A 24609-nucleotide genomic window follows, 5' to 3' on the forward strand; every position below is an offset into this window, starting at 1 on the left:
AGCCCCCGTGCAATGCCGGTCAGGTCGCTTTGCTGACCTGGCCCGTCACGCCATTCCAGGCCCCGGCCTTGAGTTCCAACCCCAGGACCCGGTCGGGGTTCGTCGGCGGCGGCATCTCCACCCCCTCAAGCTTCTTGAAGCCGAAACGCGCATAATAGGGCGCGTCGCCGACCAGCATCACTCGCTCCCATCCCAGCCGCCGTGCCTCGGCCAGGCTCTCGTTGATCAGTAGCGCGCCCAGCCCCTCGCCCTGATGGGTCGGGTGGACGGCCACGGGGCCCAGAAGCAGCACGTCGTGTTCCCCGATCAGCGCCGGCCAGTAGCGGATCACCGCGGCCAGCGCCCCCTCTTCATCCCGCAAGGTCAGGCACAGCGGCGCGACGGTCGGCACGCCCTCGCGCAGGCGGTAGGAAGACAGCGCCGTCCGGCCGGGGGCGAAGCAGAGGTCATAAAGCGCCTCGACCTCCCACCAGTCGTCCTCGGTCTCTTCCTCAAGCCGGTACACTGGTTCCTGGTCTCCCCGAGGGCTTGCCGAATCCGCTGGCAACGGGCCGTAACATGGCGCAGTGTCACGATCAATTTGCCGACGGGCAATTTCTGCAACGGACCCTATCCATGTTCTACCGACCCGCCGAGGGCCATGGGCTGCCGCACAGCCCCTTCTCGGCCATCGTCTCACCCCGGCCCATCGGCTGGATCTCGACCCGGGCCTCTACGGGCGACAACCTCGCGCCCTATTCTTTCTTCAACGCGGTGGGCTACACGCCGCCGCAGGTGATGTTCGCGGGCGACTACCGCGACAGCATGGTCAACGCGATGGAGAGCGGGGTCTTCGCCGTCAACATCGTGGCCGAGGCCGCGCTGGAGGCAATGAACGCGACCTCGGCCCGGTTCCCGCGCGGGACGGATGAATTCGGGGCGGCGGGGGTGGCGAAGGCGGAATGCGTTGCCATCGACTGTCCGCGGGTGGCCGATGCGCCCGCGACGCTGGAATGCCGGGTGGTGAAGCTGGTCGACCTGATCGGCCCGGAGAAGCTGGTTCTGGGCGAGGTGGTGGGGATCCACATCCGCGAGGACTGCCTCGTCGACGGACGTCTGGACTACACCCGGTACAACCCCGCGGCACGGCTGGGCTATCACGACTACACCTTCGTCCGCGAAACCCGGGAGCTTCGCCGCCCGAGGGACCCCGCCAAGGGATGACGCCGACCCGCCGCAAGATCGTTTACGCCGTCTCGTTCGAGACGCTGGGAACGCTGGTCGCCTCGGCCTTCCTGTGGCTGGTCTCGGAGGCCAGCGCCGGATCGTCCTTCGCGCTGTCGGTCCTGACCGCCACGGTCGCCCTGGGGTGGAGCTACGTCTACAACTCGCTCTTCGAGGCCTGGGAGGCGCGGCAGGTCGTCCGGGGCAGGCCTCTCTCGCGCCGGATCGCCCATGCGGTCCTGTTCGAAGGCGGCCTGGTGGTGCTTCTCGTGCCGATCATGGCCTGGTGGCTGGGAGTTACGTTCGGGCAGGCTTTGGTCTACGAGGCGGGGTTGATCCTGCTCTTTCTCGTCTACACCTACCTCTTCACCTGGGGCTTCGACCGGGTCTTCGGGCTGCCTGCCTCGGCCCGATAGCCCTTGCGCTCAAGCCCGCGATCTGTATAAGGCCGCATCCTTTCCGCTTATCCATGAACCGGCGATGCCTCTCGTGGACGGGCTGCGGAAAAGGTTTCGCCCGTCCTATGAAGCCGCCCTGAAACGAAGGAAGCCCGCATGCCTCTTTACGAGCATGTCTTCATCGCGCGCCAGGACCTGTCCAACGCGCAAGCCGAAGGCCTTATCGAACACTTCTCGACCGTCCTCGCGGACAACGGCGGCAAAGTCGTTGAGAACGAGTACTGGGGCGTCAAGACGATGGCCTACAAGATCAACAAGAACCGCAAGGGCCACTATGCCTTCCTGAAGTCGGACGCGCCTGCCGCTGCCGTTCAGGAAATGGAACGCCTGATGCGCCTCCACGACGACGTGATGCGCGTGCTGACCATCAAGGTCGACAAGCACGCCGAAGGCGTCTCGGTGCAGATGCAGAAGCGGGACGAGCGCGAGGACCGTGGCGACCGCGGTGACCGTGGCGGCTTTGGCGGCGGTGAACGCCGTGAGCGTCCGTCGTTCGGCGACCGTCCGGACCGTGGCGAGCGTCCGTCGTTCGGCGCTCCGCGTCGTTGATCTGAGGAAAGGAATAGACCATGGCGAACAAGCCGTTTTTCCGCCGCCGCAAGGTTTGCCCCTTCTCGGGCGACAACGCTCCGGCGATCGACTACAAGGACACCCGTCTCCTGCAGCGCTACATCTCCGAGCGCGGCAAGATCGTCCCGTCCCGCATCACCGCAGTCTCGGCGAAGAAGCAGCGTGAACTGGCCCAGGCCATCAAGCGCGCCCGCTTCCTGGCCCTGCTGCCCTATGCCGTGAAATAAGGAGCGACGCACATGCAAGTCATCCTTCTGGAACGTGTGGCCAAGCTTGGCCAGATGGGCGAGGTCGTGAACGTCAAGGACGGTTACGCCCGCAACTTCCTCCTGCCGCAAGGCAAGGCTCTCCGCGCCAACGACGCGAACATCAAGTCGTTCGAGGCGAAGAAGGCCCAGCTGGAAGCCACCAACCTGGAAACGAAGAAAGAGGCCGAAGCCGTTGCTGCGAAGCTCGACGGCCAGGCGTTCATCGTGATCCGTTCGGCTTCGGACGCCGGTGCGCTTTACGGCTCGGTCACCCCGCGTGACGCCGCCGAGGCTGCCACTGAAGCCGGCTTCACCGTCAACCGGACCCAGGTCGTGCTGGACAAGCCGATCAAGGAACTGGGTCTGCACACGGTCTCCGTCCGTCTGCACCCGGAAGTCGCGGTGAAGATCAAGCTGAACGTCGCCCGTTCGCCCGAAGAGGCCGAGCTGCAGGCGTCGGGCAAGTCGGTCGCGGAACTCGCCGCCGAAGCCGAAGCCCAGGCCGAGTTCGAGATCGCCGAACTCTTCGACGAAATGGGCGCGGCCGCGCAGGACGAATAAGCCTTTCCCCTCAGGGGCTTGGGAACCGCGTCCGGGCAACCGGGCGCGGTTTCTGTTTTGCTCTACGGATGGTTCTTGCGTAGAGCATCACATCCAGGCGGGGGATGCTCCCTTTCGGGGCTTCATGTACTACACTCAGTTCCCGCTGTAGTACAAAAGGCTTGCCGTTAAGTGCGGCCTCATGTACTACACGGCTTATCCCTTGTAGTACATGCCATGCAAAGACTAAGCTCAATTGCCCATGCCGCCTACCTCGACCTCCGCACCGCGCTGGAGGACGAACAGACCAGCGAGATCATTGGCACCCCACGACTCGAGAGGCGCGGAGGCAAGTCCTACTGGTACGACATGTACCGTGTCGGAAGTGACGTGAGAAAGCGCTACATCGGCGAAGATACCCCAGAAATGGCGGAACGGATCGCCCGGCACCAAGAGCTCAAAGCTGCCCGCGAGGCCCGCGCCGCTGACCGAACGCGATTGATCCGCGTCCTGAGGGCCGAAGGGGCGCGACCCGTCGATCCTGCGACCGGATCTCTCCTCGCAGCGCTGGAGCAGACAGGCACCTTCCGTCTTGGCGGCACCGTTGTCGGGACAAATGCCTTTCGACTTTACGAATGCGAACTTGGAATCCGCATCCCAGGCACTGACATCATGCAGACAAGCGATCTCGACATCGCCCAGTTCGAGCGCCTCTCGCTCGCCCTTGGCGACACGGTCGAAACGCCGCTCAATGACACCTTCAAGACGCTGGACTTCGCCCCGATCCCTTCGGTCAACCACCGCTCGATCTGGCGCTGGCGGCAGACCAAGTCGAACACTCTGGTCGAATTCCTGACCCCCTCCTTCCGCCCCGAGGAGGACATCCGCGAACTGCCCTCCCTAGGTGTCGCCGCCCAATCGCTCCACTTCCTGAACTATCTGATCGCCGAACCCATCAAGGCCGCCGCGCTTTACCGCTCGGGCGTTCTTATCCAGATCCCGCGGCCCGAGGCCTATGCGATCCACAAGCTGATCGTCGCTGACCGCCGCCAGGGTCCCGACCGGCTGAAATCCCGCAAGGACATGGCCCAGGCCGCCCTTCTGATCGAGGCCCTGGCCGAGGACCGGCCCGACGAGTTGCGCGAGGCCTATGGGGACACGATGGAGCGGGGCCCCCAGTGGCGGGCGCATATCGGGGCGACGTTGAAGCGGATGCCCGAAGCTGCGACAAAGCTTGCCGCGCTTTGACCGGGCGGTGTCGGGGGCAGGCAAGCCACGCGCCCTGCCCGGCGTAGCGTGGCCGCATGCAGATGACAGCCACTCAGCGCGGTATCCTTGCTCTTGTCGTCGGGATCGCGGTCTTTTCGCTGCAGGACGTGATCCTGAAACGGCTGTCGGGAGACTATCCGCTCTATCAGGCGATGATCATCCGCAGCCTGACCGCTGTGCCGCTGCTGCTCATCATCGTCCGTGTGCTTGATGGCCGGCTCTCTACCATCACCACCCCGAACTGGGGCTGGATGTTCGCCCGCGGCTTCCTGAACTTCGTGGCCTACACCGCCTACTACCTCGGCCTTGCCGCGATGCCGATGGCCGATACCGTGGCGCTCTTCTTCACCGCACCGCTCTTCATCACCATCGCGGCCGCCCTGGTCTTCGGCGAGCGGATCGGGCCCATGAACCTGCTGGCGCTGCTGGCGGGCTTCGCCGGGATGCTGATGATCTTCAATCCCAGCGCCAGCGTCTTCGACCCCGCCGCGCTGCTGCCGGTCCTCGGGGCCTTCGGCTATGCGCTGACGCAGCTTGCCACCCGGGTCCTTGGCAAGACCGAGACAGCGGGCGCGATGACCTTCTGGGGGAACCTGACCTTCCTCGCCAGCGCCCTGGCGCTGGCAGCCGTCTTCGGGTCGGGCGCCTATGACGGCGCAACCCATCCCTCGCTCGCATTCCTGACGCGCGGCTGGCAGGCGATGCCAATGACCGACCTTCTTCTCTTCATGGCCTGTGGCTTCATCGCTTCGATCGGACTGTCGCTCCTGACCTACGCCTACCGCGTGGCACCTTCGTCCTCGGTGGCACCCTTCGAGTACAGCTTCATCATCTGGGGTGTCCTTTGGGGCTGGCTCTTCTGGGACCAGCTGCCCACCACGCTGGCCTGGGCCGGGATCGCGGCACTGATCGGGGCGGGGCTTCTGGTCATCCGCGCCGAGGCGCAAAAGGAAGAGACCGCGGAAAGCCCGGCATAAGCCATGCAGGCAGTCGGTCAGTCCCGCCCGGCCTCACCCCGTCGGCGAATGGCGGCTCGTGTCGTTGCCGCAGCCTCGCGGAACTGTTGCAGGCCGGTTGCAGGCAGCGCGGGCAGGCCGGCCACCACTGTCTCTGCCCATTCGACATAGGCCAGCATCCGGGCCTCATCCCAGTGCATCGGCGGCTCCCGTCCGATTTCGGCGACATTCGACAGCTTGTCCGCCAGCTTTATCAGGGCAGCCCCCACGCTCTTGTGACCCGCATTGACGACCTGAAGCCGTTTCCGCTCGGCCTTTGGCAGGGTCTTGTCGTCCGTTACCTCTGCGACCAGGCTTGCCACCTCGGCTCCGTAGGCGGCTTCAAGGCTGGCGAGGCTGACCCCGCAGTCTTCGACCACATCGTGCAGCCAGGCCGCGGCAACGACTGGCTCCGATGCCCCCCAGGCCGCGACCAGTCGCGCGACTTCGGCCACGTGCCCGATATAGGGCGCACCTGCTGCCCCTTTCCGTTGCTGGTCCCTGTGTGCGGCCTCTGCCTGTCGGCGCGCCGCGTCGATCATCGTCATCAATGGCTCCTTCTGCCCGGGCCGTCGGCCGGGTCATGTCGGGTTTCAATGTGTGGAATACGGGATGATCCCGCAGGCGCAGGTTACGGCACCTGGAAAGTCTGTCAATGAAAAAGGCCGCCCGGTGAGGGCGGCCCTGCAGACGCGGCAATCGGCGTCCTTACATCTCGTCCAGCGCTTCGACGGCCTTCTGGAGCTTCTCTTTCGAGATCTCCTTCTCGGTCACCTTGGCGAGGCCCACGAGGTGGTCGACGACCTTGTCCTCGAAGACCGGGGCGCGCAGCTGCTGCTGCATCTGGGCGTTCTTCTGCACGAATTCGAAGAACTGACGCTCCTGCCCCGGGTACTGGCGGGCAGCGGCCAGAACGGCCTGGGTCATCTCGGCATCGGTCACGGTGACCTCGGCCTTGCGGCCGATCTCGGCCAGGAGGAGGCCCAGGCGCACGCGACGCTCGGCCAGCTTCTTGTGCTCGTCCGTGGTCTCGATATGGCCGTGGTTGTGGCCATGCTCATGCGGGTTCTCTTCGTGCCACAGCTGGTGGGCGATCTGGTTGGCTTCCGCTTCGACCAGATTCGCGGGCAGGTCGAACTTGACCATGCCGTCCAGCTGGTCGAGCAGCGACCGCTTCAGCACCGCACGGGCCGCGCCCTTGTATTCGGCTTCCAGACGCTCGGCGATCTGGGCCTTGAGGGCCGCCAGATCCTCGGCGCCGAACTTCTTCGCCAGCTCGTCGTCGATCGCGGCCGGCTTCGGTTCCTTCACCGCCTTGACGGTGCAAGCGAAGACCGCGGCCTTGCCGGCGAGGTGGGCGGCACCGTAGTTTTCCGGGAAGGAGACGTTGACCGAAACCTCGTCGCCGACCTTGGCGCCGATCAGCTGGTCCTCGAACCCCGGGATGAAGGACTTGGAGCCCAGCACCAGCGGATAATCCTCGGCCGAGCCGCCCTCGAACAGCTCACCGTCGACCGAGCCCTTGAAGTCGATCACGATCTGGTCGCCGTCCTTGGCCTTCGAGCCCTTCTTGCGGTCGTCGAAGTTCTGCGCCGATTTCGCCAGGTTCTCCAGCGCCTCGTCGATGGCCTTGTCGTCGGCCTTCACGATCAGCTTTTCCAGCTTCAGCTTGGAGGCGTCGACATCCGGGATCGGGGGCAGCGCGTCATAGGTCATCTCGACCACGACGTCTTGACCTTCTTTCCAGGTATCGCCGCCGACCATCTTCACTTCCGGCTGCAGCGCCGGGCGGTCGCCGGTCTTGTCGAAGTGATCCTTCATCGCACCGTCGATGGCTTCCTGCATCGCGTCGCCCAGGATGCGGGTGCCGAACTGCTTCTTCAGGATCGCCAGCGGAACCTTGCCCTTGCGGAAGCCCTTGATCTCGACCTCTGGCTGCGCCTCGATCAGCTTTTCCTGGACCTTCGCGTCCAGTTCGGCCGCCGTCACCGTGATGGTGTAGCCGCGCTTGAGGCCTTCGTTCAGGGTCTCGGTGACCTGCATGGGGGGACGTCCTTCCTAAGCTGTCTCGGGCGCTGATCGCGCAATACTGCACAGGCACAGGGCGGAACCCTGCGCGCGTTGCGCGGCCTTCTAGCAGCGCTTTCCGTCCAATGTAAGGGGGAATCGCCAGCCGTACGCACTGGTTACGGCTGGTGCGGGTGAAGGGACTTGAACCCCCATGCCTTGCGGCGCCGGAACCTAAATCCGGTGCGTCTGCCAGTTCCGCCACACCCGCCGACCAGCCGGGGCCTTCTAGCAAAGCCTGCGGCGCGGCGCGAGGGGCAAATGTGCTGCCGCAATTGCGCCACAGCCGCCGATTTGCGGCCACATATGCCCCGAAATGACCGAACTGGCATCGAATGCCGACCACAAACCCGCGCGAGAACTGTCGCCAAGTTGGAAGAAGGATTGCGGGAATGGATTTCGAGGCTCCGTTTTCCAGGTCGGCCGGTGGCGAGGGGATCGAGGCGCAACCCGGCATCCTGGCTGGCACCATGGTGCGGACGCTCGATGGGGTGCTTCCGGTCGAATACCTGACTCCGGGCGACCGGATCGTGACGCGGAACGGCGCGCGCCGGCTGACCTCGGTCTCGGTCCAGGCGCGCAAGATGGTCGACCTCGTGCGCATCCGCGCCTCGACCCTGGGCCATGACCGGCCCGAGCAGGACCTGCTGGTCTCGCCCGGCCAACCCATCCTGATCCGGGACTGGCGCGCTCGGGCCATCTTCGGCACCCCGGTCGCGGCCATTCCTGCCTCGCGGCTGGCCGATGGTGAATTCGTCTGCCTGGAGAGCCACCGCCAGGTGCGGCTTTTCACCCTGCGGTTCGACGAGGACGAGGTGATCTATGCCGAGGGTCTGGAACTCGCCTGCCCGGCCCTTCTGCCCGAGCTTGCCTGACGCCGCGTCAGACTAGGCTTGGCAGCGTGATCCGCTAATCTCGCGGCATGACGCGCGCGCACCTGCATCCGTGCAATCCCAAAGCTGGTGTTGGAGCGCAGCTGAAAAGCTGTCGGACGCTCCCATGAGCTTTCACTACATCATCGTCGGTGCGGGATCGGCAGGCTGCGTCCTGGCAAACCGTCTGTCCGCTGACCCTGCCACCCGAGTCTGCCTGGTCGAGGCGGGTCCGCCAGACCGCAATCCGATGATCCACATGCCCTTCGGCCTGGCCGCGCTGGCGCATATGCGCTGGCTGAACTGGGGCTATGAGACGGAGCCGGAACCGCAGCTCAACAACCGCCAGCTCTTCTGGCCGCGCGGGCGCGTTCTGGGCGGCTCGTCCTCGATCAACGCGATGATCTACATGCGCGGCCATCCCCACGATTACCGCGACTGGGCGGCAGCAGCGGGGCCGGACTGGGACTGGCCCCGCGTACGCGAAGTCTTCAAGGACCTGGAGGGCAACCGCACGTTCCGCGACGACCACCACGGCCAAGGCGGCCCCTTGACTGTCAGCGACCTGGCGCATCCGAACCCGCTGTCCCGCGCCTTTGTCCGGGCGGGCACCGAGTGTCAGCTGCCCGAATGCCCCGACTTCAACGGCGCCGGTCAGGACGGCGTGGGGCTTTACCAGGTCACCCAGCGCAACGGGCGTCGCTTCTCTGCAGCGCGGGCCTTCCTTACGCCGGTGCTGGACCGTCCGAACCTGACGCTGGTCTCGGGGGCGCAGGTGCACCGTGTCCTCTTCGACGGCCACTGCGCCACAGGGGTCCAACTTCGCGACCGGACGGTCTCTCTTGCTCCAGGCGGCGAGGTGATCCTGTCGGGAGGTGCCATCAACTCTCCGCAGCTTCTGATGCTCTCCGGCATCGGCCCCGGCGCCCATCTGCAGGACATGGGGATCCCCGTCCTGTACGACGCGCCCGAGGTGGGGGCGAATCTGGCCGACCATCTGGACATCACCGTCCAGGCCGCGCTGCGCGACCGCACAGCCATCGGCATCGCCCCCAGCTTCCTGCCCCGCGCGCTTCGCGCCGGTTGGTCCTACCTGCGGCGGGGAACGGGAGAGTTCACCTCGAACGTGGCCGAGGCGGGGGGATTCGCGAAATCCGACCCGTCGCGCGACCGGCCGAACCTGCAGTTCCACTTCATCCCGGCCTATCTGCATGACCACGGCCGTCGCCTGTCGCTGGGCTACGGGCTGACGCTGCATGTCTGCGACCTTCTGCCGAAAAGCCGCGGGCAGATTCGCCTCGCCAGCCCCGACCCGATGGCCCATCCCCAAATCACCGCGAACTACCTTGGCCACCCCGATGACCTGCCGACCCTCCGCGCGGGGCTGAAGCTCGCCCGCCGGATCCTGCATGCCCCAGCGCTTGCCCGGCACATCCGCCAGGAAACCCTTCCCGGCCCGCAGGTTGCGACCGATGTCCAGCTTGACGCCGACATCCGCGCCCGGGCCGAGACGATCTACCATCCCGTCGGCACCTGCCGCATGGGCCGCGACGAGCAGTCGGTCACCGACCCGCAAGGCCGCGTCCGCGGGGTGCAAGGCTTGCGCGTCGTGGATGCCTCGCTGATGCCGCAGATCATCGCGGGCAACACCAACGCCCCCACGATGATGATCGCCGAGACCATCGCCCGGATGATCCTCGCCCCCGCCTGACTGTCATACAGCTTTTACAATTCTGCAATCTAAGCGTCACCCGACGGGACTAGAGCCGGGGCCAGGCCGACAGGGCCGCTACACGACGCTGCACCAATTCAGGAGTGCCTCGATGAAATCCTTCCACCTCACCGTTTCGGTGCTGGCCTTCGCCGCCGCGATGCCCGCCGCTGCCCGCGACCAGATCCAGGTCACCGGCTCGTCCACCGTGCTGCCCTATGCCACCATCGTCGCCGAAGCCTTCGGCGAGAACTTCGACTTCCCGACCCCGGTCGTGGAAGGCGGCGGTTCGGGTGCCGGCCGCAAGAAACTGTGCGAAGGCGTGGGCGAGACCACCGTCGACATCGCCAACTCCTCCAGCCGCATCTCGCAATCCGACATCGACCTCTGCGCCCAGAACGGCGTGGCCGAGATCATGGAAGTCCGCTTCGGCTATGACGGCATCGTCTTTGCCTCGGACGTGAACGGCCCCGAATTCGCCCTGACGCCGGCCGACCTTTACAACGCCGTCGCCGAGACCGTGCTGAAGGACGGCGCCCTGGTCGCCAACCCGCATGCCCAGTGGGCCGAGTTCAACCCGAACCTGCCTGCCCAGGACATCCTGGTCTTCTCGCCCGGCACCAAGCACGGCACCCGCGAAGTCTATGACACCAAGGTCATCGTCGCGGGCTGCGAGGAAACCGGCGCCATGAAGGCCTTCATGGACGGCGGCATGGACGAGGATGCGGCCGAGGCAGCCTGCATGAAGCTGCGCACCGACGGCCGCAACGTCGACATCGACGGCGACTATACCGAGACGCTCGCCCGCCTCGACGCCGACAAGAACGCCATCGGTGTCTTCGGCCTGTCCTTCTACCAGAACAACACCGACAAGCTGCGCGTCGCGACCATGAACGGCGTCGTCCCTTCGGCCGAGACCGTCGCCTCGGGCGAATACCCCGTGTCGCGTCCGCTCTACTTCTACGTCAAGAAGGCCCACATCGGCGTGATCCCCGGCCTGAAGGAATACATCGAGTTCTTCGTCAGCGACGACATGGCCGGCCCCGATGGCCCGCTGGCGGAATACGGCCTCGTCTCGGACCCGGAACTGGCCGCGACGCAGGAAATGGTCGCGGCGGAAACCCCGATGGGTCCGCTGGAATAAGCTGAAACCGGGCGGGGCCTTCGCGCCCCGCCCTTCCCGTTACAGAACCCGGAAGCCTGCATGTCCGTCCTGATGCTTCTTGCCGCCATCGCCGTCCTCGCCATCGCGGCCTTCTTCCTGGCACGACAGCGCGCCTTGGCCTCGACCCAGGGCAATCCCCGGCTTCTGCACTCGCTTCCTGGCTACTACGGGTGGTATGCCGCGATTTCCGTCCTGATCCCCGCCCTGGTCGCCCTTTTCCTTTGGCTGATCGCGCAGCCCCTGGTGATCGAGGCGCGCATCTCCGCCACTCTTCCCGCTGACCTCGTGGCCGACGACACGAAATCGGAACTGACGATGGCGGACATCCGCCGCGTCGCCGACGGCCTCGATGCCGCCGTCGCCAGCGGCGCGATCAGTGAGACCGAGGTCCAGGCGCTGGCTACCAGCACGACCGACGTCCGCGCGCTTCTGGCCGAATCGGGCGTTGCCCTCGCCGCCGAGGTCTCGCCCGAGATCCTGACCGCCGCGCAGGACTACCGCGCGCAATCGCATTGGGGGGCCGCCGGGCGCACCGCCCTGGTCCTCGTCCTCGCCGTCCTTGGCCTTTTCTGGGGCGTGACCCGCGCGCAACCCGACTTCCGCGCCCGCAACCAGGTCGAGCGGGTGATCCTTGCCCTTCTCGTCGCGGCCTCCTCCATCGCGATCCTGACGACCATCGGCATCGTCTGGTCGATGGTGTCCGAGACCTTCGACTTCTTCTCGAAATACCCGTTCCAGGACTTCTTCTTCAGCCTGACCTGGTCGCCCAACTTCCGCGGCGGGTCAGACCTCGGCATCCTGCCGCTGATCTGGGGCACGCTTTACATCACGCTGATCTCGATGCTGGTCGCGGTCCCCATCGGCCTTTTCGCCGCGATCTACCTGGCCGAATACGCATCAAAACGCACGCGGGCCTGGGTCAAACCGCTGATCGAGGTCATCGCGGGCATCCCGACCGTCGTCTTCGGCATCTTCGCCCTGGTCACCGTCGGCCCCGCCCTTCGCGACTGGTTCGCCGAGCCGCTGGGCCTTGGCAACTCCGGCTCCTCGGTGATGACGGCCGGCATCGTGATCGGGATCCTGAACATCCCCTTCATCTCCTCTCTGTCGGACGACATCATCAACGCTGTGCCGCAGTCCTTGCGCGACGGCAGCCTTGGCCTTGGCGCGACGAAGTCCGAGACGGTGAAGCAGGTGATCCTGCCCGCCGCCCTGCCCGGCATCGTCGGCGCGGTCCTGATGGCCGCCAGCCGCGCCATCGGTGAGACGATGATCGTCGTTATGGGCGCAGGGGCCGCCGCGAAACTCAGCCTCAACCCGTTTGAAGCGATGACCACGATGACCGTGAAGATCGTTGGCCAGCTGACCGGGGACACCGACTTTGCCGCGCCTGAGACGCTGGTGGCCTTCGCCCTTGGCATGACGCTCTTCGTCATCACCCTCGGCCTCAACATCTTCGCCCTCTGGATCGTCCGGAAGTACCGGGAGCAGTACGAATGACCGACCTTTCCGCCGGTGGCACTTTCTCGGCCCCGAAGCAGTCGATCCTGACCGCCAGCAGCGACATGAAGCGGCGCAACGCCGCCGAAGCGCGCTTCCGCGCCTATGGCCTGATCGCCATCGCCATCTCGCTGGTGACGCTCGCGGTGATGCTCTTCACCATCCTGCGGGACGGCGTCTCGTCCTTCCACCAGGCGACGCTGACCTTCCCGATGGAGCTTTCGGCCGAGACGCTGGACCCGAAGGGCAATCGCGATCCCGCCGAAATGGCCAAGGTCACGACGGTGGGCTACCAGAAGGTCCTGTCCCGCGCGCTTCTGGCGCATCTCGAGGGTCAGGGGATCACGCAAGAGGGTGTCAGCGACAAGGAGGTGGGCGAGCTCATCTCCAAGGACGCCGCCGGGCAGTTGCGGGCGCAGGTCCTGGCTGATCCTGCTCTCATCGGCACGACGATCGACGCGACCGTGCTTGCCGCCGGACGCGTCGACGGTTTCCTCAAGGGCCGCGTCACCTTTGAGACGGCCGAGCGCGACAACCAGATTTCCCCCGATCAACTGCGCCTGGTCGAACAGCTCCAGGCGGCCGGCATCGTGACCTCGTCCTTCAACTGGACCTTCTTCACCAACCCCGACGCCTCGGACCAGCGCCCGGAAGCCGCGGGTCTCGGTGTCGCATTGCTTGGGTCGATCTACATGATGGTCATGGTTGCCCTCATGTGCGTGCCAGTGGGTGTCGCCGCCTCGATCTATCTCGAGGAATTCGCGCCGAAGAACCGCTGGACCGACGCGATCGAGGTCAACATCTCGAATCTCGCCGCCGTTCCCTCGATCGTCTTCGGGATCCTGGGCCTCGCGATCTTCATCAACTTCGCCGGATTGCCGCAGTCGTCCTCCGTCGTGGGCGCGCTGGTGATCAGCCTGATGACGCTGCCCACCATCATCATCGCCACCCGCGCCGCGATCCGCGCCGTGCCGCCCTCGATCCGCGACGCGGCCCTTGGGGTCGGTGCGTCCAAGATGCAGACCGTGTTCCACCACGTCCTGCCGCTGGCGATGCCCGGCATCCTGACCGGCACGATCCTTGGCCTTGCCAGCGCCTTGGGCGAGACGGCACCCCTCCTCCTGATCGGCATGGTGGCCTTCGTCGACAACTACCCCTCGGCCCCGCCGGAAGGCGTGCTTGACCCCGCCACCGCGCTTCCCGTCCAGGTCTACTCTTGGGCCAGCCGCGCTGACCCAGCCTTCATCGAACGCTCGAACGGCGCGATCATCGTGCTCCTGGTCTTCCTCGTCGTGATGAACGTGGCCGCGATCCTCCTCCGCCGCCGCTTCGAGCGTCGCTGGTAACGCTAGAGAAGCGGCAGCATCAGCGCGAAGAGCTCGGCCTGGGAGGAGATCCCGCAGCGTGCGTAAAGCTGCTTGCGGAAGACCTTCACCGTCTGCGGCGAAAGACCCAGGTTCAGCCCGATCGACAGCGTCGAATGGCCCTTCAGGATCAGAAGCGCCACCTGCGCCTGCCGGGGTGAGAGCGCGATCCCCAACCGCGCCTCTGCCGCCGCCGCCAGTTTCGCTGGAGTGTCTTCCACAGGCTGCACCGCCAGCTTCGGCACCGGCCAGTGCGCCCGCGCCAGTTCGGCAATCACCGGCGCGATCCGTCGGCAGGCAGTAATCTCGGCCGGGGAGAACACCCTGCCCGTCTGCCCGTCCCGCCCCAGAAACAGGTTCAGCGACAGCCCCGCCCCCAGCCACACCGTGAAGTCGAGCTCGTCGATGATCGTCGTCTGCCCGAAGTATTCCACGTAGAACCGGCTCCGCTGGAACGCATCCGGCGCGATGTCCCGCAGCCGGTACAGCCCTTCCTCCGCGCGCTGCAGATGGAGCCCGTAGAACGGGCTAAGTCGGAACGCCCCGGCCATGTAGGTACTTTGCAGCTTGCCAAAGACCCGCTCGTCCCCTGCGCGCCGGAACAGTTCCAGCGCCGGCCCCCCATCGCTGTAGGCCAGCACCAGCATGTTGTCCGGCCGGACGAGCGCCCCCAGCATCTGCCACAGCGCCTCCTCGAACCCCGGTCGCCCAAGGGTCGCGATGGCCTTGGCCAGCAGCGGCTCGTAGCCTGGCGCGTTCATCCATACCTCGCTGGGGGTATATACCCCCTGATGGGAGATAACCTACCAATACACCGAATTCCAAGGGGTATGGCCGACGCACCGGTCCCTGATCACGATGGCCGGGACCAAAAAGGAGAACCCGATGCGTTTGGCACTTTGGCAGGGCACCTCCCCCGCCTCCGACATCGAAACCGCCTGCACCCAGGCCGAAGCCGCCCTCGCCGCCGCCGCCGCCCTCAAAGCCGACTCGCTGGTCCTGCCCGAGGTCTGGCTCCCGGGTTACAACCAGCCCAACATCCCCGCCCAGGCGATTGCCCTCGACAGCGCACCGATGACCCGCCTCGCCGCCGCCGCGAAACGCCACGCCACCGCCCTCGTCGTCGGCTACGCCGAGCGCGACGGAGACTGCCTCTACAACTCCGCCGCCTGCTTCGGCCCCGACGGCGCGGTTCTGTGCAACTACCGCAAGGTCCAGCTCTACGGCCCCCGCGAACGCGCGCTCTACACGCCCGGAGACACCCTTCCCACCTTCCGCCTTGGGGCGGAAACCGCAGCGATCCTGATATGTTACGACGTGGAGTTCGCACCCCACATCAAGTCTCTCGCCGACCGCGGGGCAACTCTGATCCTCGTCCCCACCGCCAACATGGCCCCCTTCACCCACGTCCCCCACGCCACCGTCCCCGCGATGGCCGCCTGTCACGGCGTCACCATCGCCTATGCCAACTACTGCGGCACCGAGGGCGACTTAACCTACGTCGGCCTCTCCACCATCGCCGGCCCCCACGGCGAGATTCTCGCCCAGGCGGGCGAGACGCCCACGCTCCTGATCACCGATATCCCTCCGCGCGACCCCGCCCGCCTCTCCACCCAGGCCGCCGATTTCCGAGCCCTCTGATGCGCGATCCCCGCCACGACATCCTCTTCACGCCGCTCCAGATCGGCCCGAAGACCGCCAAGAACCGCTTCTACCAGGTCCCGCACTGCAACGGCGGCGGCTACCGCGACCCCTCTGCCGTCGTCGAGATGCGGCGGACAAAGGCCGAGGGCGGCTGGGGCGTGATCTTCACCGAACAGACCGAGATCCACCCGACCTCGGAAATCACCCCCTTCATCGAACAGCACCTCTGGGACGACCGCGACATCCCGGCGCTGGCCCGCATGGCCGATGCGATGAAATCCCACGGGGCGCTCGCCGGCATCCAACTTGCCTACTCCGGCATCAACGGCCCAAACCTGTACTCGCGCGAGGTCCCCCTTGCCGTCACCGGCGGTCCGATCCTGACCTTCACCTCTGACCCCGTCCAGGCCCGCACCATGGACAAGGAAGATATCCGCGACCTCCGCCGCTGGTTCCGAAACGCCTTCCGACGCAGCCAGCAGGCGGGCTTCGACCTCATCTGCCTCTACGGCGCGCACGGCTTCGGCATCCTGCAGCACTTCCTCTCCCGCGCCACCAACCACCGCACCGACGAGTACGGCGGCGACCTGAGAAACCGCGCGAGGTTCCTGCGCGAGATCGTTGAAGATGCTCGGGAAACCACCAAGGGTGAACTCGCCGTCACTCTCCGCATGAGCCTCCACGAGGCCGGAGCCTACGGCTTCTCCAACGCCGAACTGCGCGACTTCATCGCCATGCATGCCGACCTCCCCGACCTCTGGGACCTCGCCAATGGCACCTGGGAGGCCTGCTCCGGCACCTCACGCTTCAAGGACGAAGGCGCGCAGGAAGACCTCGTTCGTGGCATCAAGGACCTCACCTCGAAACCCGTCGTCGGCGTCGGCCGCTTCACCTCTCCCGACGCGATGGTCCGCCAGATCAAGGCGGGCATCCTCGACTTGATCGGCGCCGCAAGGCCAAGCATCGCCGACCCCTTCCTGCCGCTCAAGGTCCAGGAAGGCCGCTACGAGGACATCCGCGAATGCATCGGCTGCAACATCTGCGTCAGTGGAGACATGACGCAAGGCATCAGCCGCTGCACTCAGAACACCGCCTTTATGGAGGAATGGCGCAAGGGCTGGCACCCTGACCGCGCCCGGCCCAAGGGCGCGTCCGAGTCGGTCCTGATCGTCGGCGCAGGCCCAACCGGGCTTGAGGCCGCACTCCAGGCCGCGAAACGCGGCTACAAGGTCACCCTCGCCGAGGCCACCACCACCCTCGGCGGCCGCGTCGCCATGGAACGCCAGCTCCCCGGCCTCTCCGCCTGGGGCCGCGTCGCCGACTACCGCACCGGACAACTTGCCCCCCTGCCCAACGTCGAGATCTACCGCGACAGCCCCCTCACGCCCGACGACATCCTCGCAATGGGTGCCGACCACGTCGCCATCGCCACCGGCGCCACCTGGCGCCGCGATGCAGTGGCGCGCTTCCACCTGCACCCGATACCGACCGATCCGGCGATGCCGCTCTACACTCCCGACGACCTGATGGCGGGCCGTATACCCGAAGGCCAGACCGTCGCGCTTTACGACGACGACCACTTCTACATGGGCTCCGTCCTCGCCGAACTCCTGGTCCAGAAGGGCAACCGCGTCCACTTCGTCACCCCCGCCGTGAAGGTCGCCGAATGGACCGACAACACGCTGGAGCAAGGCACAATCATGCGCCGCCTCCTTGACCTCGGCGTCGACATCCACCTCAGCAAGGCCCCGGAAGCCATTGGCGGCAAAGAGATAACCCTCGCCTGCACCTGGACCGGTCGCCAAAGCGCACTCCCCTGCGATGCAGTCCTCCACGTCACCTCCCGCAGCCCGAACGACAGCCTCTACCACCAGACCAAAGCCCTCGACTGGCAGTCCGCCGGGATCAAGACCCTGAAACTCATCGGCGACGCCGCTGCCCCCGGCCCCATCGCCTGGGCCACCTACGCGGGCCGGAACTGGGCCGAAACCCTCGACCAACCCGACCAAGGCGACGCCCTCACTTTCCGCCGCGAAATCGCCGCCCTGGAACCCGGCCCGAGCCTCCTTCCATGACCAGCACCTTTCACCTGGCACCAAATATCCCCGCCGGAGGCACTCCGAGCGTTTCTGCGTCCTTCACGCAGAAACGCGAGACAAAGAGTCTTCGCGCCGCAAGGCGCTCAATTTGACAATCGCCCGTCACAAGGACCCGATATGACCCACTTCCGCCACCGCAAGTTCAACACCCGCGACACCTACCCCGAGCAGAAACTCGACAACGACCTCTGTCAGGCCGTCGTGGCAAAGGGCCGGATCGTCTTCCTCCGCGGCCAGTGCCCGCAGGACCTCGACACCGCCAAGGACATCGGCAGCCATGACCCGGTCGAGCAGACTCACAAGGTCATGCAGAACATCCGCCAGCTCCTGGAAGAGGTCGGCGGCAAGATGGAACATCTCTGCAAGGTCGTCGTCTACCTGACCGACGTCCGCCACCGCGAGGCGGTCTACCGGACCATGGGCGAATACATCAAAGGCGTGCACCCGGTTTCGACCGGGGTGGTCGTCACCGCGCTCGCCCGGCCCTCCTGGCTCGTGGAAATCGACGGAACCGCCGTCATCCCGGACGACGACAAATGACCTTCTCCATCGTCGCCCGCTGCGCCCGGACCGGGCAGTTCGGCATGGCCATCTCGTCGTCCTCCCCCGCCGTCGCCGCCCGCTGCGCGCATGTCCGGGCGGGGGTGGGGGCGGTCGCAAGCCAGAACATCACCGACCCGTCTCTTGGTCCGCTGGTGCTGGACCAGCTTGAGGCGGGCCTCCCTGCCACCGAGGCCTTGCAGGCGGTCACCACGGGTCGGGCCCACATCGACTACCGGCAGCTTCTGGTGGTCGACCGCGAGGGCCGCACCGCGATCCATTCCGGGTCTCAAGTGCTGGGTGTCTGGGGTGAGGCAAGGTCCACCGACTGCGCTGCGGGGGGGAACCTTCTGGCGGGTGAGCTCGTCCCGATGGCGATGGTGGAGGCCTTCACCGGGTCCAAGGGGCATCTGGGGGAGCGGCTGATGCTGGCCCTGGAAGCCGGATTGAAGGCGGGGGGAGAGGCGGGGCCGGTCCATTCGGCGGGGCTGAAGGTGGCGGACCGGCTGTCCTGGCCCTTGGTGGACCTGCGGATCGACTGGGCGGAGGACCCGATCGGGATGCTGAGGGCCGCCTGGGACGTCTACGCGCCGCAGATGGGGGCCTATGTCCAGCGGGCGGAGGACCCGACCCAAGCGCCGTCCTATGGGGTGCCGGGCGATGAATAGGCGGGATCTGTCCACGGTGGACATTTCTGGAAAACCAATCGAAATCATGGACATGGCCGTGGACGCTTACGAAACATTAACCACTCGAAAGGGGCGCTTCGCATGACCGAAACCGTCCACACCCTTGTCATCGGCGGCGGGCAGGCGGGCGTTGCCACCTCGGCCCACCTGCAGAAGCAGGGCGTCCCGCACCTTGTCCTGGAACGCGACCGCATCGCCGAGCGCTGGCGGACCTGGCGATGGGACAGCCTGGTCGCCAATGGCCCCGCCTGGCACGACCGCTTCCCCGAAGCCGAGTTCGACGGGATCGACCCCGACGCCTTTGCGGGCAAGGAGGCTGTCGCCGATTATTTCGCCCGCTTCGCCCGCGAGCGGAACCTGCCGATCCGCGAGGGCGTGGAAGTCTCGAAGCTTCACCGCCACGGCGACAGCTTCGAGGCTACCACCTCGCAAGGCACCATCAAGGCCGGCAACGTCGTGGTCGCTACCGGCCCGTTCCAGAAGCCGATCATCCCCACGGTCATCACCGACCCCGGGATCACCCAGCTCCACTCCAACAGCTACCGCAACCCCGCCGCCCTGCCCGAAGGCGCGGTGCTGGTCGTGGGCGCAGGCTCGTCGGGCGCGCAGATCGCCGAGGAGCTGGTCCGCGCGGGCCGTCGCGTCTACCTGTCGCTCGGGCCGCACGACCGCCCGCCGCGCCGCTACCGCGGCAAGGATTTCGTCTGGTGGCTGGGCAAGCTTGGCAAGTGGGACATGAAAGCCCCAACGCCGGGGACGGAGCACATCACCATCGCCGTTTCTGGCGCCTATGGCGGCCACACGATGGACTTCCGCCGCCTTGCCACCCTGGGCGTGACGCTCCTTGGCCGGGCCGGAGAGTATCGGAACGGAGTCCTGCGCCTGGCCGACGACCTGCGGACCAACATGGAAGCAGGCGACCGGAACTATCTTTCGGTGCTGGATGAGGCCGATGCCTATGCCGCCGCCAACGGGCTTGAGCTGCCCGAGGAACCCGAGGCCCGGACCCTTCTTCCGCTGCCCGACTGCGTGACCAACCCCAGGCTGTCGCTGGACCTGAGGGATGCAGGGATCTCGACCGTGATCTGGGCCACGGGCTTCCGGCTGGACTTCGGCTGGATCGACCTTCCCATCTTCCGCGAGGATGGCCGCCCGCGCCACCAGGACGGGGTGACCGAGGTGCCGGGGCTTTACTTCGTGGGCCTTCCCTGGCTGTCCTGCCGGGGATCGGCCTTCATCTGGGGCGCCTGGAAAGATGCCGAACGGCTGGCGGGACTGATCGCGGCTGGGTGACCGCAGTGCTCTGCCTGGCCGGCGAATCGTGCTAGGCTGGCCGGGTGGTGGTGTAGGAGAGTCCGATGCGCGTGGCCGTCCTTCTGCTTCTTGGCCTGTTGTCCGCCGGTTGTGCGCAGGTGAATTACGAGACGACGAAGCCCGGGGCGTTCAAGGGGGAGGTCGCGGTGGTCTGGCTGAAGGGCACCGAGGGACCGGGCGACGGCACCTTCATCTATGTGCCCACGCCCGGAAATCCGATGACCTTCACCCGACCCGAAGGCGAGACGCTGGGAAAAGAGATCACGCCCCCGATGATGTACACGGACGGCGGATCGGTTCCCGGTCTTGCACGCGCCTTCCGCGGCTTCACGCCCTGGAACTACGGACCCGCCTATATCGTGCATGATTGGGTGTTCATGGCCCGCCAATGCCTGAACGCCGGGCAGAACGATCCCGAGTACAAGAAGTTGGAAGGACTGAAGTTTCAGGACTCCGCCGAGATCATCGCAGAAAGCATCAAGGCGCTGGAGGACTCCGGGCGCGTCAAGGGAAAGGACATCTCAGGCCCAGCGGTGACCTTTGCCGTCACCAGCCCCTTTTCGAAGGCGCGGTGGGAGGCGCGGGAATGCGAGGAGGTCACGGACACGCACCGACAGATGGCTTATGACGCCATCGGCCGCAGTCCCGACATCGGGGATGCGTCGCGCGTCCGGTCCTTGTTGAACGACGACGGCACCCGCACCCAGACGCAAGCCGTCGTCGTGGCCGTCACCAGCTTCGACTAGGACGCCTTCAGCACGCCCCGGTCGATCTGATCTTGTTCGATCGATTCAAAAAGGGCCCGGAAGTTGCCTTCCCCGAAACCGTCGTCGCCCTTGCGCTGGATGAATTCGAAGAAGATCGGGCCGATCACGGTCTTCGAGAAGATCTGCAGCAGGATCTTCGTCTCGCCCCCGTCCACGACCCCTTCGCCGTCGATCAGGATGCCGTGCTTTGCCAGCTTCCCGACGGGTTCGTCATGGCCCGCCACGCGGGTCTTCGACAGCTCGTAATAGGCCATCGGCGGCTTCGGCATGAACTTGAGCCCCGCCTCGGCGATCGCATCGGTGGCGGAATAGATGTCATCCGTCCCGACCGCGATGTGCTGCATGCCCTCGCCCTTGTAGCGCTTGAGGTATTCCACGATCTGCCCGGTCTCGCCCCGGTCCTCGTTGATCGGAATGCGGATGCGGCCGCAAGGCGAGGTCAGCGCGCGGGAATGGAGGCCGGTGAACTTGCCCTCGATGTCGAAGAAGCGGATCTGGCGGAAGTTGAACAGGCGGCCATAGAAGTCGAACCAGCGGTCCATGTTGCCGCGATGGACGTTGTGGGTCAGGTGGTCGAGGTAGTGGAAACCCACGCCCTTGGGTTTCGGGGTCTCCACCCAGTCGAATTCGCCGTCGTAGGGGTTCGCGTCGCCGTATTGGTCGGTGAAGTAGATCAGCGAGCCGCCGATGCCGACGATCGCGGGAAGGTCCAGCGTTTTTCCTTCGCTATCATAGGGTTGTGCGCCATTCTTCACGGCATGAGTGAAGGCGTGCGCCGCATCGGTCACCCGCCAGCCCATCGAGGGGGCGCAGGGTCCGTGCTGATCGACGAAGCGGCGGGCGTGGCTGCCGGGCTCGTCGTTCAGGATGTAGGTGATGTCGCCCTGCTGCCAAAGCTCGATGGCTTTGCGTCTGTGCCGGGCGGTCATGGTGTAGCCCATGCGTGTGAAAAGCGCGCGAAGCTCATCGGGATTCGGGTGGGCGAATTCGACGAACTCGAAGCCATCGGTGCCCGCCGGATTGTCGGCCGAGATCACCGCGCGGGGGGCATTGTGCGGAAAGGGACCCATGACGTTCTCCTTCGGGCAAGGCGTTCTGCGTCAAGGATGGCGCGGATTGCGCGGGATTGGCACGCATTCTTGGCTTGCAAAGCGGCTTTCATGCGTGGTTTCGTTGTATATTGGACGCATGTCGCGAGTTTGACGCATGATTGACCCGACCGATTCCCGCCTTCTGGCCGCGGTGCAGGCGGATGCCCAGATCACCGCGCAGGCGCTGGGGGAGCTGCTGAACCTTTCGGCCAGCCAGGCCGCCCGTCGCCGCGCAAGGCTGGAGGCCGAGGGCGTGATCACCGGCTATGCGGCGCGGCTCGCGCCCTCGAAGCTGGGCCTGACCGTGCAGGCCTTCGTCCAGGTGCAGATGGCCGCGCATTCGCCCGAGGCCGCGCGCGACTTTCTGCGGCTGATCGCCACCCTGCCCGAGGTCGTGGCCTGCTGGACCCTGACCGGAGAGGCGGACTATCTCTTGCGGGTCTGGTGTGCCGACCTGCCGGCGTTGAACGACCTGATCCACCACCGACTGCTGCCGAACCCGGCCGTCGCGCGGGTGCAGAGCCAGATCGTCCTGGCCCAGCCGAAGCCCGATGCCGGGCTGCCCGCCTGAGGCGCCTGACCGCTAGGCCGCGCCGGGCAGGCAGCGGAGGAGGACAGTGCGGATCATCGCCTCGCGGTCCTGCGGCGATTTTCCCTGCAGGGTGCGCAGCTTGAGGCCGGCGGAAAGGTCCGCGATCCCGTGCGCCGTGGCCCAAAGCGCGACCACATCCACTTCGTCGCCGCCAAGCGCCGTGACAAGGCCGACCAGGTGGTCATAAGCGCGATTCGCGGCGGCGATCAGGTCGGGACTGGCGTAATCCGGCCGGGCAGAGGAGAAGACCAGCCGGAACAGCGCCGGGCGCTTCATCGCGAATTCCAGATAGCCGAAACCCGCGCGCACGGCCTTGTCGCGGGCGTCGGTCGCCCCGACCTCACGCGCGTCCAGCGTGTCCTGGAACCGGGTGAACCCCTCGGCCGCGAGCGCGGTCAAAAGCCCGTTCGTGTCGCCAAAGTGATGCGCGGGGGCCGCATGGCTGACCCCGGCCCGCTTGGCGACAGAGCGGAGCGAGAATCCCTCCACCCCCTTTTCGGTCAGCTCGGCCTCGGCGGCGGCGAGGAGCGCGGCCCGCAGGTCGCCGTGGTGGTAAGGTTTTTCCGTCATGTCCGTGGTTTAGCCGCCCATCTTTCCAGCGTAAAGATTTTTCTTGACGCAGGCCCGGTCTGCCCATAATCCTGACAGTGTAAAGATGAGGCTCCGCATGTCCCCCGACCAACTGTTCGACCTTGCCAATCCGCTTGCTCTTGCCGGGTGGCTGGCGCTTCTCGCCGCACCGCTTGCCCCGCGCGCCGCGCAGGCCGTCGCGGCGGCGGCCATTCCGCTCCTGTTGTCGCTGGCCTATGCCGGGCTGGTCCTCGCCTTCTGGTGGGAGGCGCCCGGCGGGTTCGGCTCGCTGTCCGAGGTGATGCTGCTTTTCACCCATCCCCACATCGCGCTGGCCGGGTGGTTGCATTACCTGGCCTTCGATCTCTTCCTGGGCGCCTGGGAAGTCCGCACCGCGCGGGCCGAGGGCATCCCTCACTGGGCGGTCATCCCCTGCCTGTGCCTCACCTTCCTCTTCGGTCCCGCGGGCCTTCTGGCCTTCGCGATCCTCCGCTTCACCGTGATCCGAAAGGTCCTGCCATGACCGTCACCCTGACCGCCCCCCGCTTCGCGGCCCTGTCGCGCCCGCACCCGCACCTGACCCGCCTGACCCTGTTCATCGCCCTTGCCGCCCTGCCTCTGATGGCCGCCTACGGCCTGGACGACCGGCTGTTCCAAGGCGACAGTGTCTGGCTCAAGCCCTTGAAGTTCCACCTCGCGCTCACGGTCTACACCGGCACGCTGGCCCTCTTCGCCATGCTGTTGCCCGAGGGCACCTTTGGCTCGCGCCGCTGGCGGATCTACATCGGCGTGGTCGCAGCCTGCATCTTTGCCGAGCTTCTGTGGATCGGTGGAGCGGCGGCCCTGGGGACGGCCTCGCACTTCAATCTCGAAGGGGTCTGGGGTCTGCTTTACAGCCTGATGGGCGCGGCGGCGGTGACGCTGACCTCGCTTTCACTGGCGATGGGCATCGTGTTCTGGCGGCATCGGGAAGACCCGTTGATGCTGGCGGTCGCGCTGGGGCTGGTGCTGACCTTCGTCCTGACGGTGCCGGTCGCGGGGACGATGTCGTCGGGGACGGGGCATCTGGTGGGGACGCCCGTCACCGGGGCGCGCTTCCCGATCATGGGCTGGTCGCTGGAAGTGGGCGACCTCCGCCTGCCGCATTTCCTGGCGACCCACGCGATGCATGTCGTGCCGCTGGCCGGGCTGACCGGCAGCCGCGCGGCGGTCTGGGCGACGGCGGCGGGGTTCACGGCACTGGTGGGGTGGTGTTTCGCGCGCGCGCTGATGGGCCTGCCGCCCTTCTGACGCTTTCCCTTGGTCGCGGGCCGCGCTAGAACGCCCCCGACCAAGGGGAAT

At 66.2% G+C, this 24609-nt stretch carries 27 protein-coding genes and 1 tRNA gene; 21 read left to right on the forward strand and 7 right to left on the reverse strand.

Annotated features, from left to right (window positions below; genetic code table 11):
- Nucleotides 1-19: 19 nt before the first annotated feature.
- Complete coding sequence (locus tag ACE3Q6_RS07185) at nucleotides 20-505, reverse strand: GNAT family N-acetyltransferase (protein WP_374430174.1); 486 nt, start codon at nucleotides 503-505, stop codon at nucleotides 20-22.
- A 110-nt stretch (nucleotides 506-615) separates the two neighbouring features.
- On the opposite strand from ACE3Q6_RS07185, the gene ACE3Q6_RS07190 reads away from it, so the two are divergent.
- The 7 genes from ACE3Q6_RS07190 (at nucleotide 616) to ACE3Q6_RS07220 (ending at nucleotide 5265) form a co-directional block, all read left to right on the forward strand.
- Nucleotides 616-1203, forward strand: a complete 588-nt coding sequence (locus ACE3Q6_RS07190) for a flavin reductase family protein (protein WP_374430177.1) — start codon at nucleotides 616-618, stop codon at nucleotides 1201-1203.
- Nucleotides 1200-1619 (forward strand): PACE efflux transporter, encoded by a 420-nt coding sequence (locus ACE3Q6_RS07195; RefSeq protein ID WP_374430179.1) that lies wholly within the window; start codon nucleotides 1200-1202, stop codon nucleotides 1617-1619. The genes ACE3Q6_RS07190 and ACE3Q6_RS07195 overlap by 4 nt, the downstream gene beginning before the upstream one ends.
- Nucleotides 1620-1757: 138 nt before the next feature.
- Nucleotides 1758-2210: a 30S ribosomal protein S6 gene (rpsF, locus tag ACE3Q6_RS07200; protein WP_374430181.1), complete on the forward strand. Its 453-nt coding sequence runs from the start codon at nucleotides 1758-1760 to the stop codon at nucleotides 2208-2210.
- Between the two features lie 20 nt (nucleotides 2211-2230).
- Nucleotides 2231-2458, forward strand: coding sequence for a 30S ribosomal protein S18 (gene rpsR / locus ACE3Q6_RS07205; RefSeq protein ID WP_103256213.1), 228 nt, complete (start codon nucleotides 2231-2233; stop codon nucleotides 2456-2458).
- Nucleotides 2459-2470: 12 nt separating this feature from the next.
- Nucleotides 2471-3040: a 50S ribosomal protein L9 gene (gene rplI, locus ACE3Q6_RS07210; protein WP_374430184.1), complete on the forward strand. Its 570-nt coding sequence runs from the start codon at nucleotides 2471-2473 to the stop codon at nucleotides 3038-3040.
- A 216-nt stretch (nucleotides 3041-3256) separates the two neighbouring features.
- On the forward strand, nucleotides 3257-4267 hold the full coding sequence (locus ACE3Q6_RS07215; protein ID WP_374430186.1) for a GSU2403 family nucleotidyltransferase fold protein: 1011 nt from the start codon (nucleotides 3257-3259) through the stop codon (nucleotides 4265-4267).
- Nucleotides 4268-4323: 56 nt separating this feature from the next.
- Nucleotides 4324-5265, forward strand: coding sequence for a DMT family transporter (locus tag ACE3Q6_RS07220; protein WP_374430188.1), 942 nt, complete (start codon nucleotides 4324-4326; stop codon nucleotides 5263-5265).
- Nucleotides 5266-5282: 17 nt separating this feature from the next.
- Here ACE3Q6_RS07220 and ACE3Q6_RS07225 read toward each other — a convergent pair whose 3' ends face one another.
- From ACE3Q6_RS07225 to ACE3Q6_RS07235, 3 genes are all read right to left on the reverse strand, one after another.
- Nucleotides 5283-5831 (reverse strand): HD domain-containing protein, encoded by a 549-nt coding sequence (locus ACE3Q6_RS07225; protein WP_374430190.1) that lies wholly within the window; start codon nucleotides 5829-5831, stop codon nucleotides 5283-5285.
- 160 nt (nucleotides 5832-5991) lie between these two features.
- Nucleotides 5992-7326, reverse strand: a complete 1335-nt coding sequence (tig, locus tag ACE3Q6_RS07230) for a trigger factor (protein WP_374430192.1) — start codon at nucleotides 7324-7326, stop codon at nucleotides 5992-5994.
- 150 nt (nucleotides 7327-7476) lie between these two features.
- Nucleotides 7477-7561 (reverse strand) — tRNA-Leu (locus ACE3Q6_RS07235).
- A gap of 181 nt (nucleotides 7562-7742) precedes the next feature.
- Between ACE3Q6_RS07235 and ACE3Q6_RS07240 the strand changes: the two genes are divergently transcribed.
- The 5 genes from ACE3Q6_RS07240 (at nucleotide 7743) to pstA (ending at nucleotide 13944) form a co-directional block, all read left to right on the forward strand.
- Nucleotides 7743-8225 carry a Hint domain-containing protein gene (locus ACE3Q6_RS07240; RefSeq protein WP_374430194.1) on the forward strand — a complete coding sequence of 161 codons (483 nt, stop codon included), beginning with the start codon at nucleotides 7743-7745 and terminating at the stop codon, nucleotides 8223-8225.
- A gap of 124 nt (nucleotides 8226-8349) precedes the next feature.
- A complete protein-coding gene (locus tag ACE3Q6_RS07245; RefSeq protein ID WP_374430196.1) occupies nucleotides 8350-9933 on the forward strand; it encodes a GMC family oxidoreductase in 1584 nt (527 codons plus the stop codon).
- 112 nt (nucleotides 9934-10045) lie between these two features.
- Nucleotides 10046-11077 (forward strand): PstS family phosphate ABC transporter substrate-binding protein, encoded by a 1032-nt coding sequence (locus ACE3Q6_RS07250; protein WP_374430198.1) that lies wholly within the window; start codon nucleotides 10046-10048, stop codon nucleotides 11075-11077.
- A gap of 60 nt (nucleotides 11078-11137) precedes the next feature.
- Nucleotides 11138-12598, forward strand: coding sequence for a phosphate ABC transporter permease subunit PstC (pstC, locus tag ACE3Q6_RS07255; RefSeq protein WP_374430200.1), 1461 nt, complete (start codon nucleotides 11138-11140; stop codon nucleotides 12596-12598).
- On the forward strand, nucleotides 12595-13944 hold the full coding sequence (gene pstA, locus ACE3Q6_RS07260) for a phosphate ABC transporter permease PstA (protein ID WP_374430202.1): 1350 nt from the start codon (nucleotides 12595-12597) through the stop codon (nucleotides 13942-13944). The genes pstC and pstA overlap by 4 nt, the downstream gene beginning before the upstream one ends.
- Nucleotides 13945-13946: 2 nt before the next feature.
- On the opposite strand, the gene ACE3Q6_RS07265 is transcribed toward pstA, so the two are convergent.
- Complete coding sequence (locus tag ACE3Q6_RS07265; RefSeq protein WP_374430204.1) at nucleotides 13947-14723, reverse strand: helix-turn-helix transcriptional regulator; 777 nt, start codon at nucleotides 14721-14723, stop codon at nucleotides 13947-13949.
- A 124-nt stretch (nucleotides 14724-14847) separates the two neighbouring features.
- On the opposite strand from ACE3Q6_RS07265, the gene ACE3Q6_RS07270 reads away from it, so the two are divergent.
- The 6 genes from ACE3Q6_RS07270 to ACE3Q6_RS07295 all read left to right on the forward strand — a co-directional run bounded on the left by ACE3Q6_RS07270 (nucleotide 14848) and on the right by ACE3Q6_RS07295 (nucleotide 20994).
- Entirely contained in the window at nucleotides 14848-15603 is a 756-nt protein-coding gene (locus ACE3Q6_RS07270) for a nitrilase-related carbon-nitrogen hydrolase (RefSeq protein ID WP_374430206.1), read from the forward strand.
- A complete protein-coding gene (locus ACE3Q6_RS07275) occupies nucleotides 15603-17681 on the forward strand; it encodes an FAD-dependent oxidoreductase (protein WP_374430208.1) in 2079 nt (692 codons plus the stop codon). Before ACE3Q6_RS07270 ends, ACE3Q6_RS07275 begins: the two co-directional genes overlap by 1 nt.
- Before the next feature lie 141 nt (nucleotides 17682-17822).
- Nucleotides 17823-18245, forward strand: coding sequence for a RidA family protein (locus ACE3Q6_RS07280; RefSeq protein WP_374430210.1), 423 nt, complete (start codon nucleotides 17823-17825; stop codon nucleotides 18243-18245).
- Nucleotides 18242-18913: a DUF1028 domain-containing protein gene (locus tag ACE3Q6_RS07285; RefSeq protein ID WP_374430212.1), complete on the forward strand. Its 672-nt coding sequence runs from the start codon at nucleotides 18242-18244 to the stop codon at nucleotides 18911-18913. Before ACE3Q6_RS07280 ends, ACE3Q6_RS07285 begins: the two co-directional genes overlap by 4 nt.
- Before the next feature lie 102 nt (nucleotides 18914-19015).
- On the forward strand, nucleotides 19016-20227 hold the full coding sequence (locus ACE3Q6_RS07290; protein ID WP_374430214.1) for a flavin-containing monooxygenase: 1212 nt from the start codon (nucleotides 19016-19018) through the stop codon (nucleotides 20225-20227).
- A 65-nt stretch (nucleotides 20228-20292) separates the two neighbouring features.
- A complete protein-coding gene (locus ACE3Q6_RS07295) occupies nucleotides 20293-20994 on the forward strand; it encodes a hypothetical protein (protein WP_374430216.1) in 702 nt (233 codons plus the stop codon).
- On the opposite strand, the gene hppD is transcribed toward ACE3Q6_RS07295, so the two are convergent.
- On the reverse strand, nucleotides 20991-22085 hold the full coding sequence (gene hppD, locus ACE3Q6_RS07300; protein ID WP_374430218.1) for a 4-hydroxyphenylpyruvate dioxygenase: 1095 nt from the start codon (nucleotides 22083-22085) through the stop codon (nucleotides 20991-20993). The two genes, ACE3Q6_RS07295 and hppD, sit on opposite strands and share 4 nt — an antisense overlap.
- A 136-nt stretch (nucleotides 22086-22221) precedes the next feature.
- Here hppD and ACE3Q6_RS07305 point away from each other — a divergent pair, with 136 nt between their 5' ends.
- Nucleotides 22222-22677 (forward strand): Lrp/AsnC family transcriptional regulator, encoded by a 456-nt coding sequence (locus ACE3Q6_RS07305; RefSeq protein ID WP_374430223.1) that lies wholly within the window; start codon nucleotides 22222-22224, stop codon nucleotides 22675-22677.
- 12 nt (nucleotides 22678-22689) lie between these two features.
- Here ACE3Q6_RS07305 and ACE3Q6_RS07310 read toward each other — a convergent pair whose 3' ends face one another.
- Entirely contained in the window at nucleotides 22690-23268 is a 579-nt protein-coding gene (locus ACE3Q6_RS07310; protein WP_374430225.1) for a TetR/AcrR family transcriptional regulator, read from the reverse strand.
- A gap of 97 nt (nucleotides 23269-23365) precedes the next feature.
- Here ACE3Q6_RS07310 and ACE3Q6_RS07315 point away from each other — a divergent pair, with 97 nt between their 5' ends.
- Nucleotides 23366-23791, forward strand: coding sequence for an ABA4-like family protein (locus tag ACE3Q6_RS07315; protein ID WP_374430227.1), 426 nt, complete (start codon nucleotides 23366-23368; stop codon nucleotides 23789-23791).
- Nucleotides 23788-24558, forward strand: coding sequence for a hypothetical protein (locus tag ACE3Q6_RS07320; protein ID WP_374430231.1), 771 nt, complete (start codon nucleotides 23788-23790; stop codon nucleotides 24556-24558). Before ACE3Q6_RS07315 ends, ACE3Q6_RS07320 begins: the two co-directional genes overlap by 4 nt.
- The last annotated feature ends 51 nt before the right edge of the window (nucleotides 24559-24609 follow it).

The sequence above is a fragment of the Tabrizicola sp. genome (genome assembly GCF_041913445.1).
GTDB lineage: Bacteria > Pseudomonadota > Alphaproteobacteria > Rhodobacterales > Rhodobacteraceae > Tabrizicola.

Coding starts and splice junctions, on each gene's coding strand:
- ACE3Q6_RS07225 (WP_374430190.1), bottom strand. CDS start 5,831: ATGACGATGATCGACGCGGCGCGCCGACAGGCAGAGGCCGCACACAGG.
- ACE3Q6_RS07195 (WP_374430179.1), top strand. CDS start 1,200: ATGACGCCGACCCGCCGCAAGATCGTTTACGCCGTCTCGTTCGAGACG.
- ACE3Q6_RS07320 (WP_374430231.1), top strand. CDS start 23,788: ATGACCGTCACCCTGACCGCCCCCCGCTTCGCGGCCCTGTCGCGCCCG.
- ACE3Q6_RS07190 (WP_374430177.1), top strand. CDS start 616: ATGTTCTACCGACCCGCCGAGGGCCATGGGCTGCCGCACAGCCCCTTC.
- ACE3Q6_RS07310 (WP_374430225.1), bottom strand. CDS start 23,268: ATGACGGAAAAACCTTACCACCACGGCGACCTGCGGGCCGCGCTCCTC.
- ACE3Q6_RS07290 (WP_374430214.1), top strand. CDS start 19,016: ATGACCGAAACCGTCCACACCCTTGTCATCGGCGGCGGGCAGGCGGGC.
- ACE3Q6_RS07315 (WP_374430227.1), top strand. CDS start 23,366: ATGTCCCCCGACCAACTGTTCGACCTTGCCAATCCGCTTGCTCTTGCC.
- ACE3Q6_RS07220 (WP_374430188.1), top strand. CDS start 4,324: ATGCAGATGACAGCCACTCAGCGCGGTATCCTTGCTCTTGTCGTCGGG.
- ACE3Q6_RS07295 (WP_374430216.1), top strand. CDS start 20,293: ATGCGCGTGGCCGTCCTTCTGCTTCTTGGCCTGTTGTCCGCCGGTTGT.
- ACE3Q6_RS07275 (WP_374430208.1), top strand. CDS start 15,603: ATGCGCGATCCCCGCCACGACATCCTCTTCACGCCGCTCCAGATCGGC.
- rplI (WP_374430184.1), top strand. CDS start 2,471: ATGCAAGTCATCCTTCTGGAACGTGTGGCCAAGCTTGGCCAGATGGGC.
- ACE3Q6_RS07215 (WP_374430186.1), top strand. CDS start 3,257: ATGCAAAGACTAAGCTCAATTGCCCATGCCGCCTACCTCGACCTCCGC.
- ACE3Q6_RS07265 (WP_374430204.1), bottom strand. CDS start 14,723: ATGAACGCGCCAGGCTACGAGCCGCTGCTGGCCAAGGCCATCGCGACC.
- ACE3Q6_RS07280 (WP_374430210.1), top strand. CDS start 17,823: ATGACCCACTTCCGCCACCGCAAGTTCAACACCCGCGACACCTACCCC.
- ACE3Q6_RS07240 (WP_374430194.1), top strand. CDS start 7,743: ATGGATTTCGAGGCTCCGTTTTCCAGGTCGGCCGGTGGCGAGGGGATC.
- hppD (WP_374430218.1), bottom strand. CDS start 22,085: ATGGGTCCCTTTCCGCACAATGCCCCCCGCGCGGTGATCTCGGCCGAC.
- pstA (WP_374430202.1), top strand. CDS start 12,595: ATGACCGACCTTTCCGCCGGTGGCACTTTCTCGGCCCCGAAGCAGTCG.
- ACE3Q6_RS07305 (WP_374430223.1), top strand. CDS start 22,222: ATGATTGACCCGACCGATTCCCGCCTTCTGGCCGCGGTGCAGGCGGAT.
- rpsR (WP_103256213.1), top strand. CDS start 2,231: ATGGCGAACAAGCCGTTTTTCCGCCGCCGCAAGGTTTGCCCCTTCTCG.
- ACE3Q6_RS07270 (WP_374430206.1), top strand. CDS start 14,848: ATGCGTTTGGCACTTTGGCAGGGCACCTCCCCCGCCTCCGACATCGAA.
- ACE3Q6_RS07250 (WP_374430198.1), top strand. CDS start 10,046: ATGAAATCCTTCCACCTCACCGTTTCGGTGCTGGCCTTCGCCGCCGCG.
- ACE3Q6_RS07245 (WP_374430196.1), top strand. CDS start 8,350: ATGAGCTTTCACTACATCATCGTCGGTGCGGGATCGGCAGGCTGCGTC.
- tig (WP_374430192.1), bottom strand. CDS start 7,326: ATGCAGGTCACCGAGACCCTGAACGAAGGCCTCAAGCGCGGCTACACC.
- ACE3Q6_RS07285 (WP_374430212.1), top strand. CDS start 18,242: ATGACCTTCTCCATCGTCGCCCGCTGCGCCCGGACCGGGCAGTTCGGC.
- pstC (WP_374430200.1), top strand. CDS start 11,138: ATGTCCGTCCTGATGCTTCTTGCCGCCATCGCCGTCCTCGCCATCGCG.
- rpsF (WP_374430181.1), top strand. CDS start 1,758: ATGCCTCTTTACGAGCATGTCTTCATCGCGCGCCAGGACCTGTCCAAC.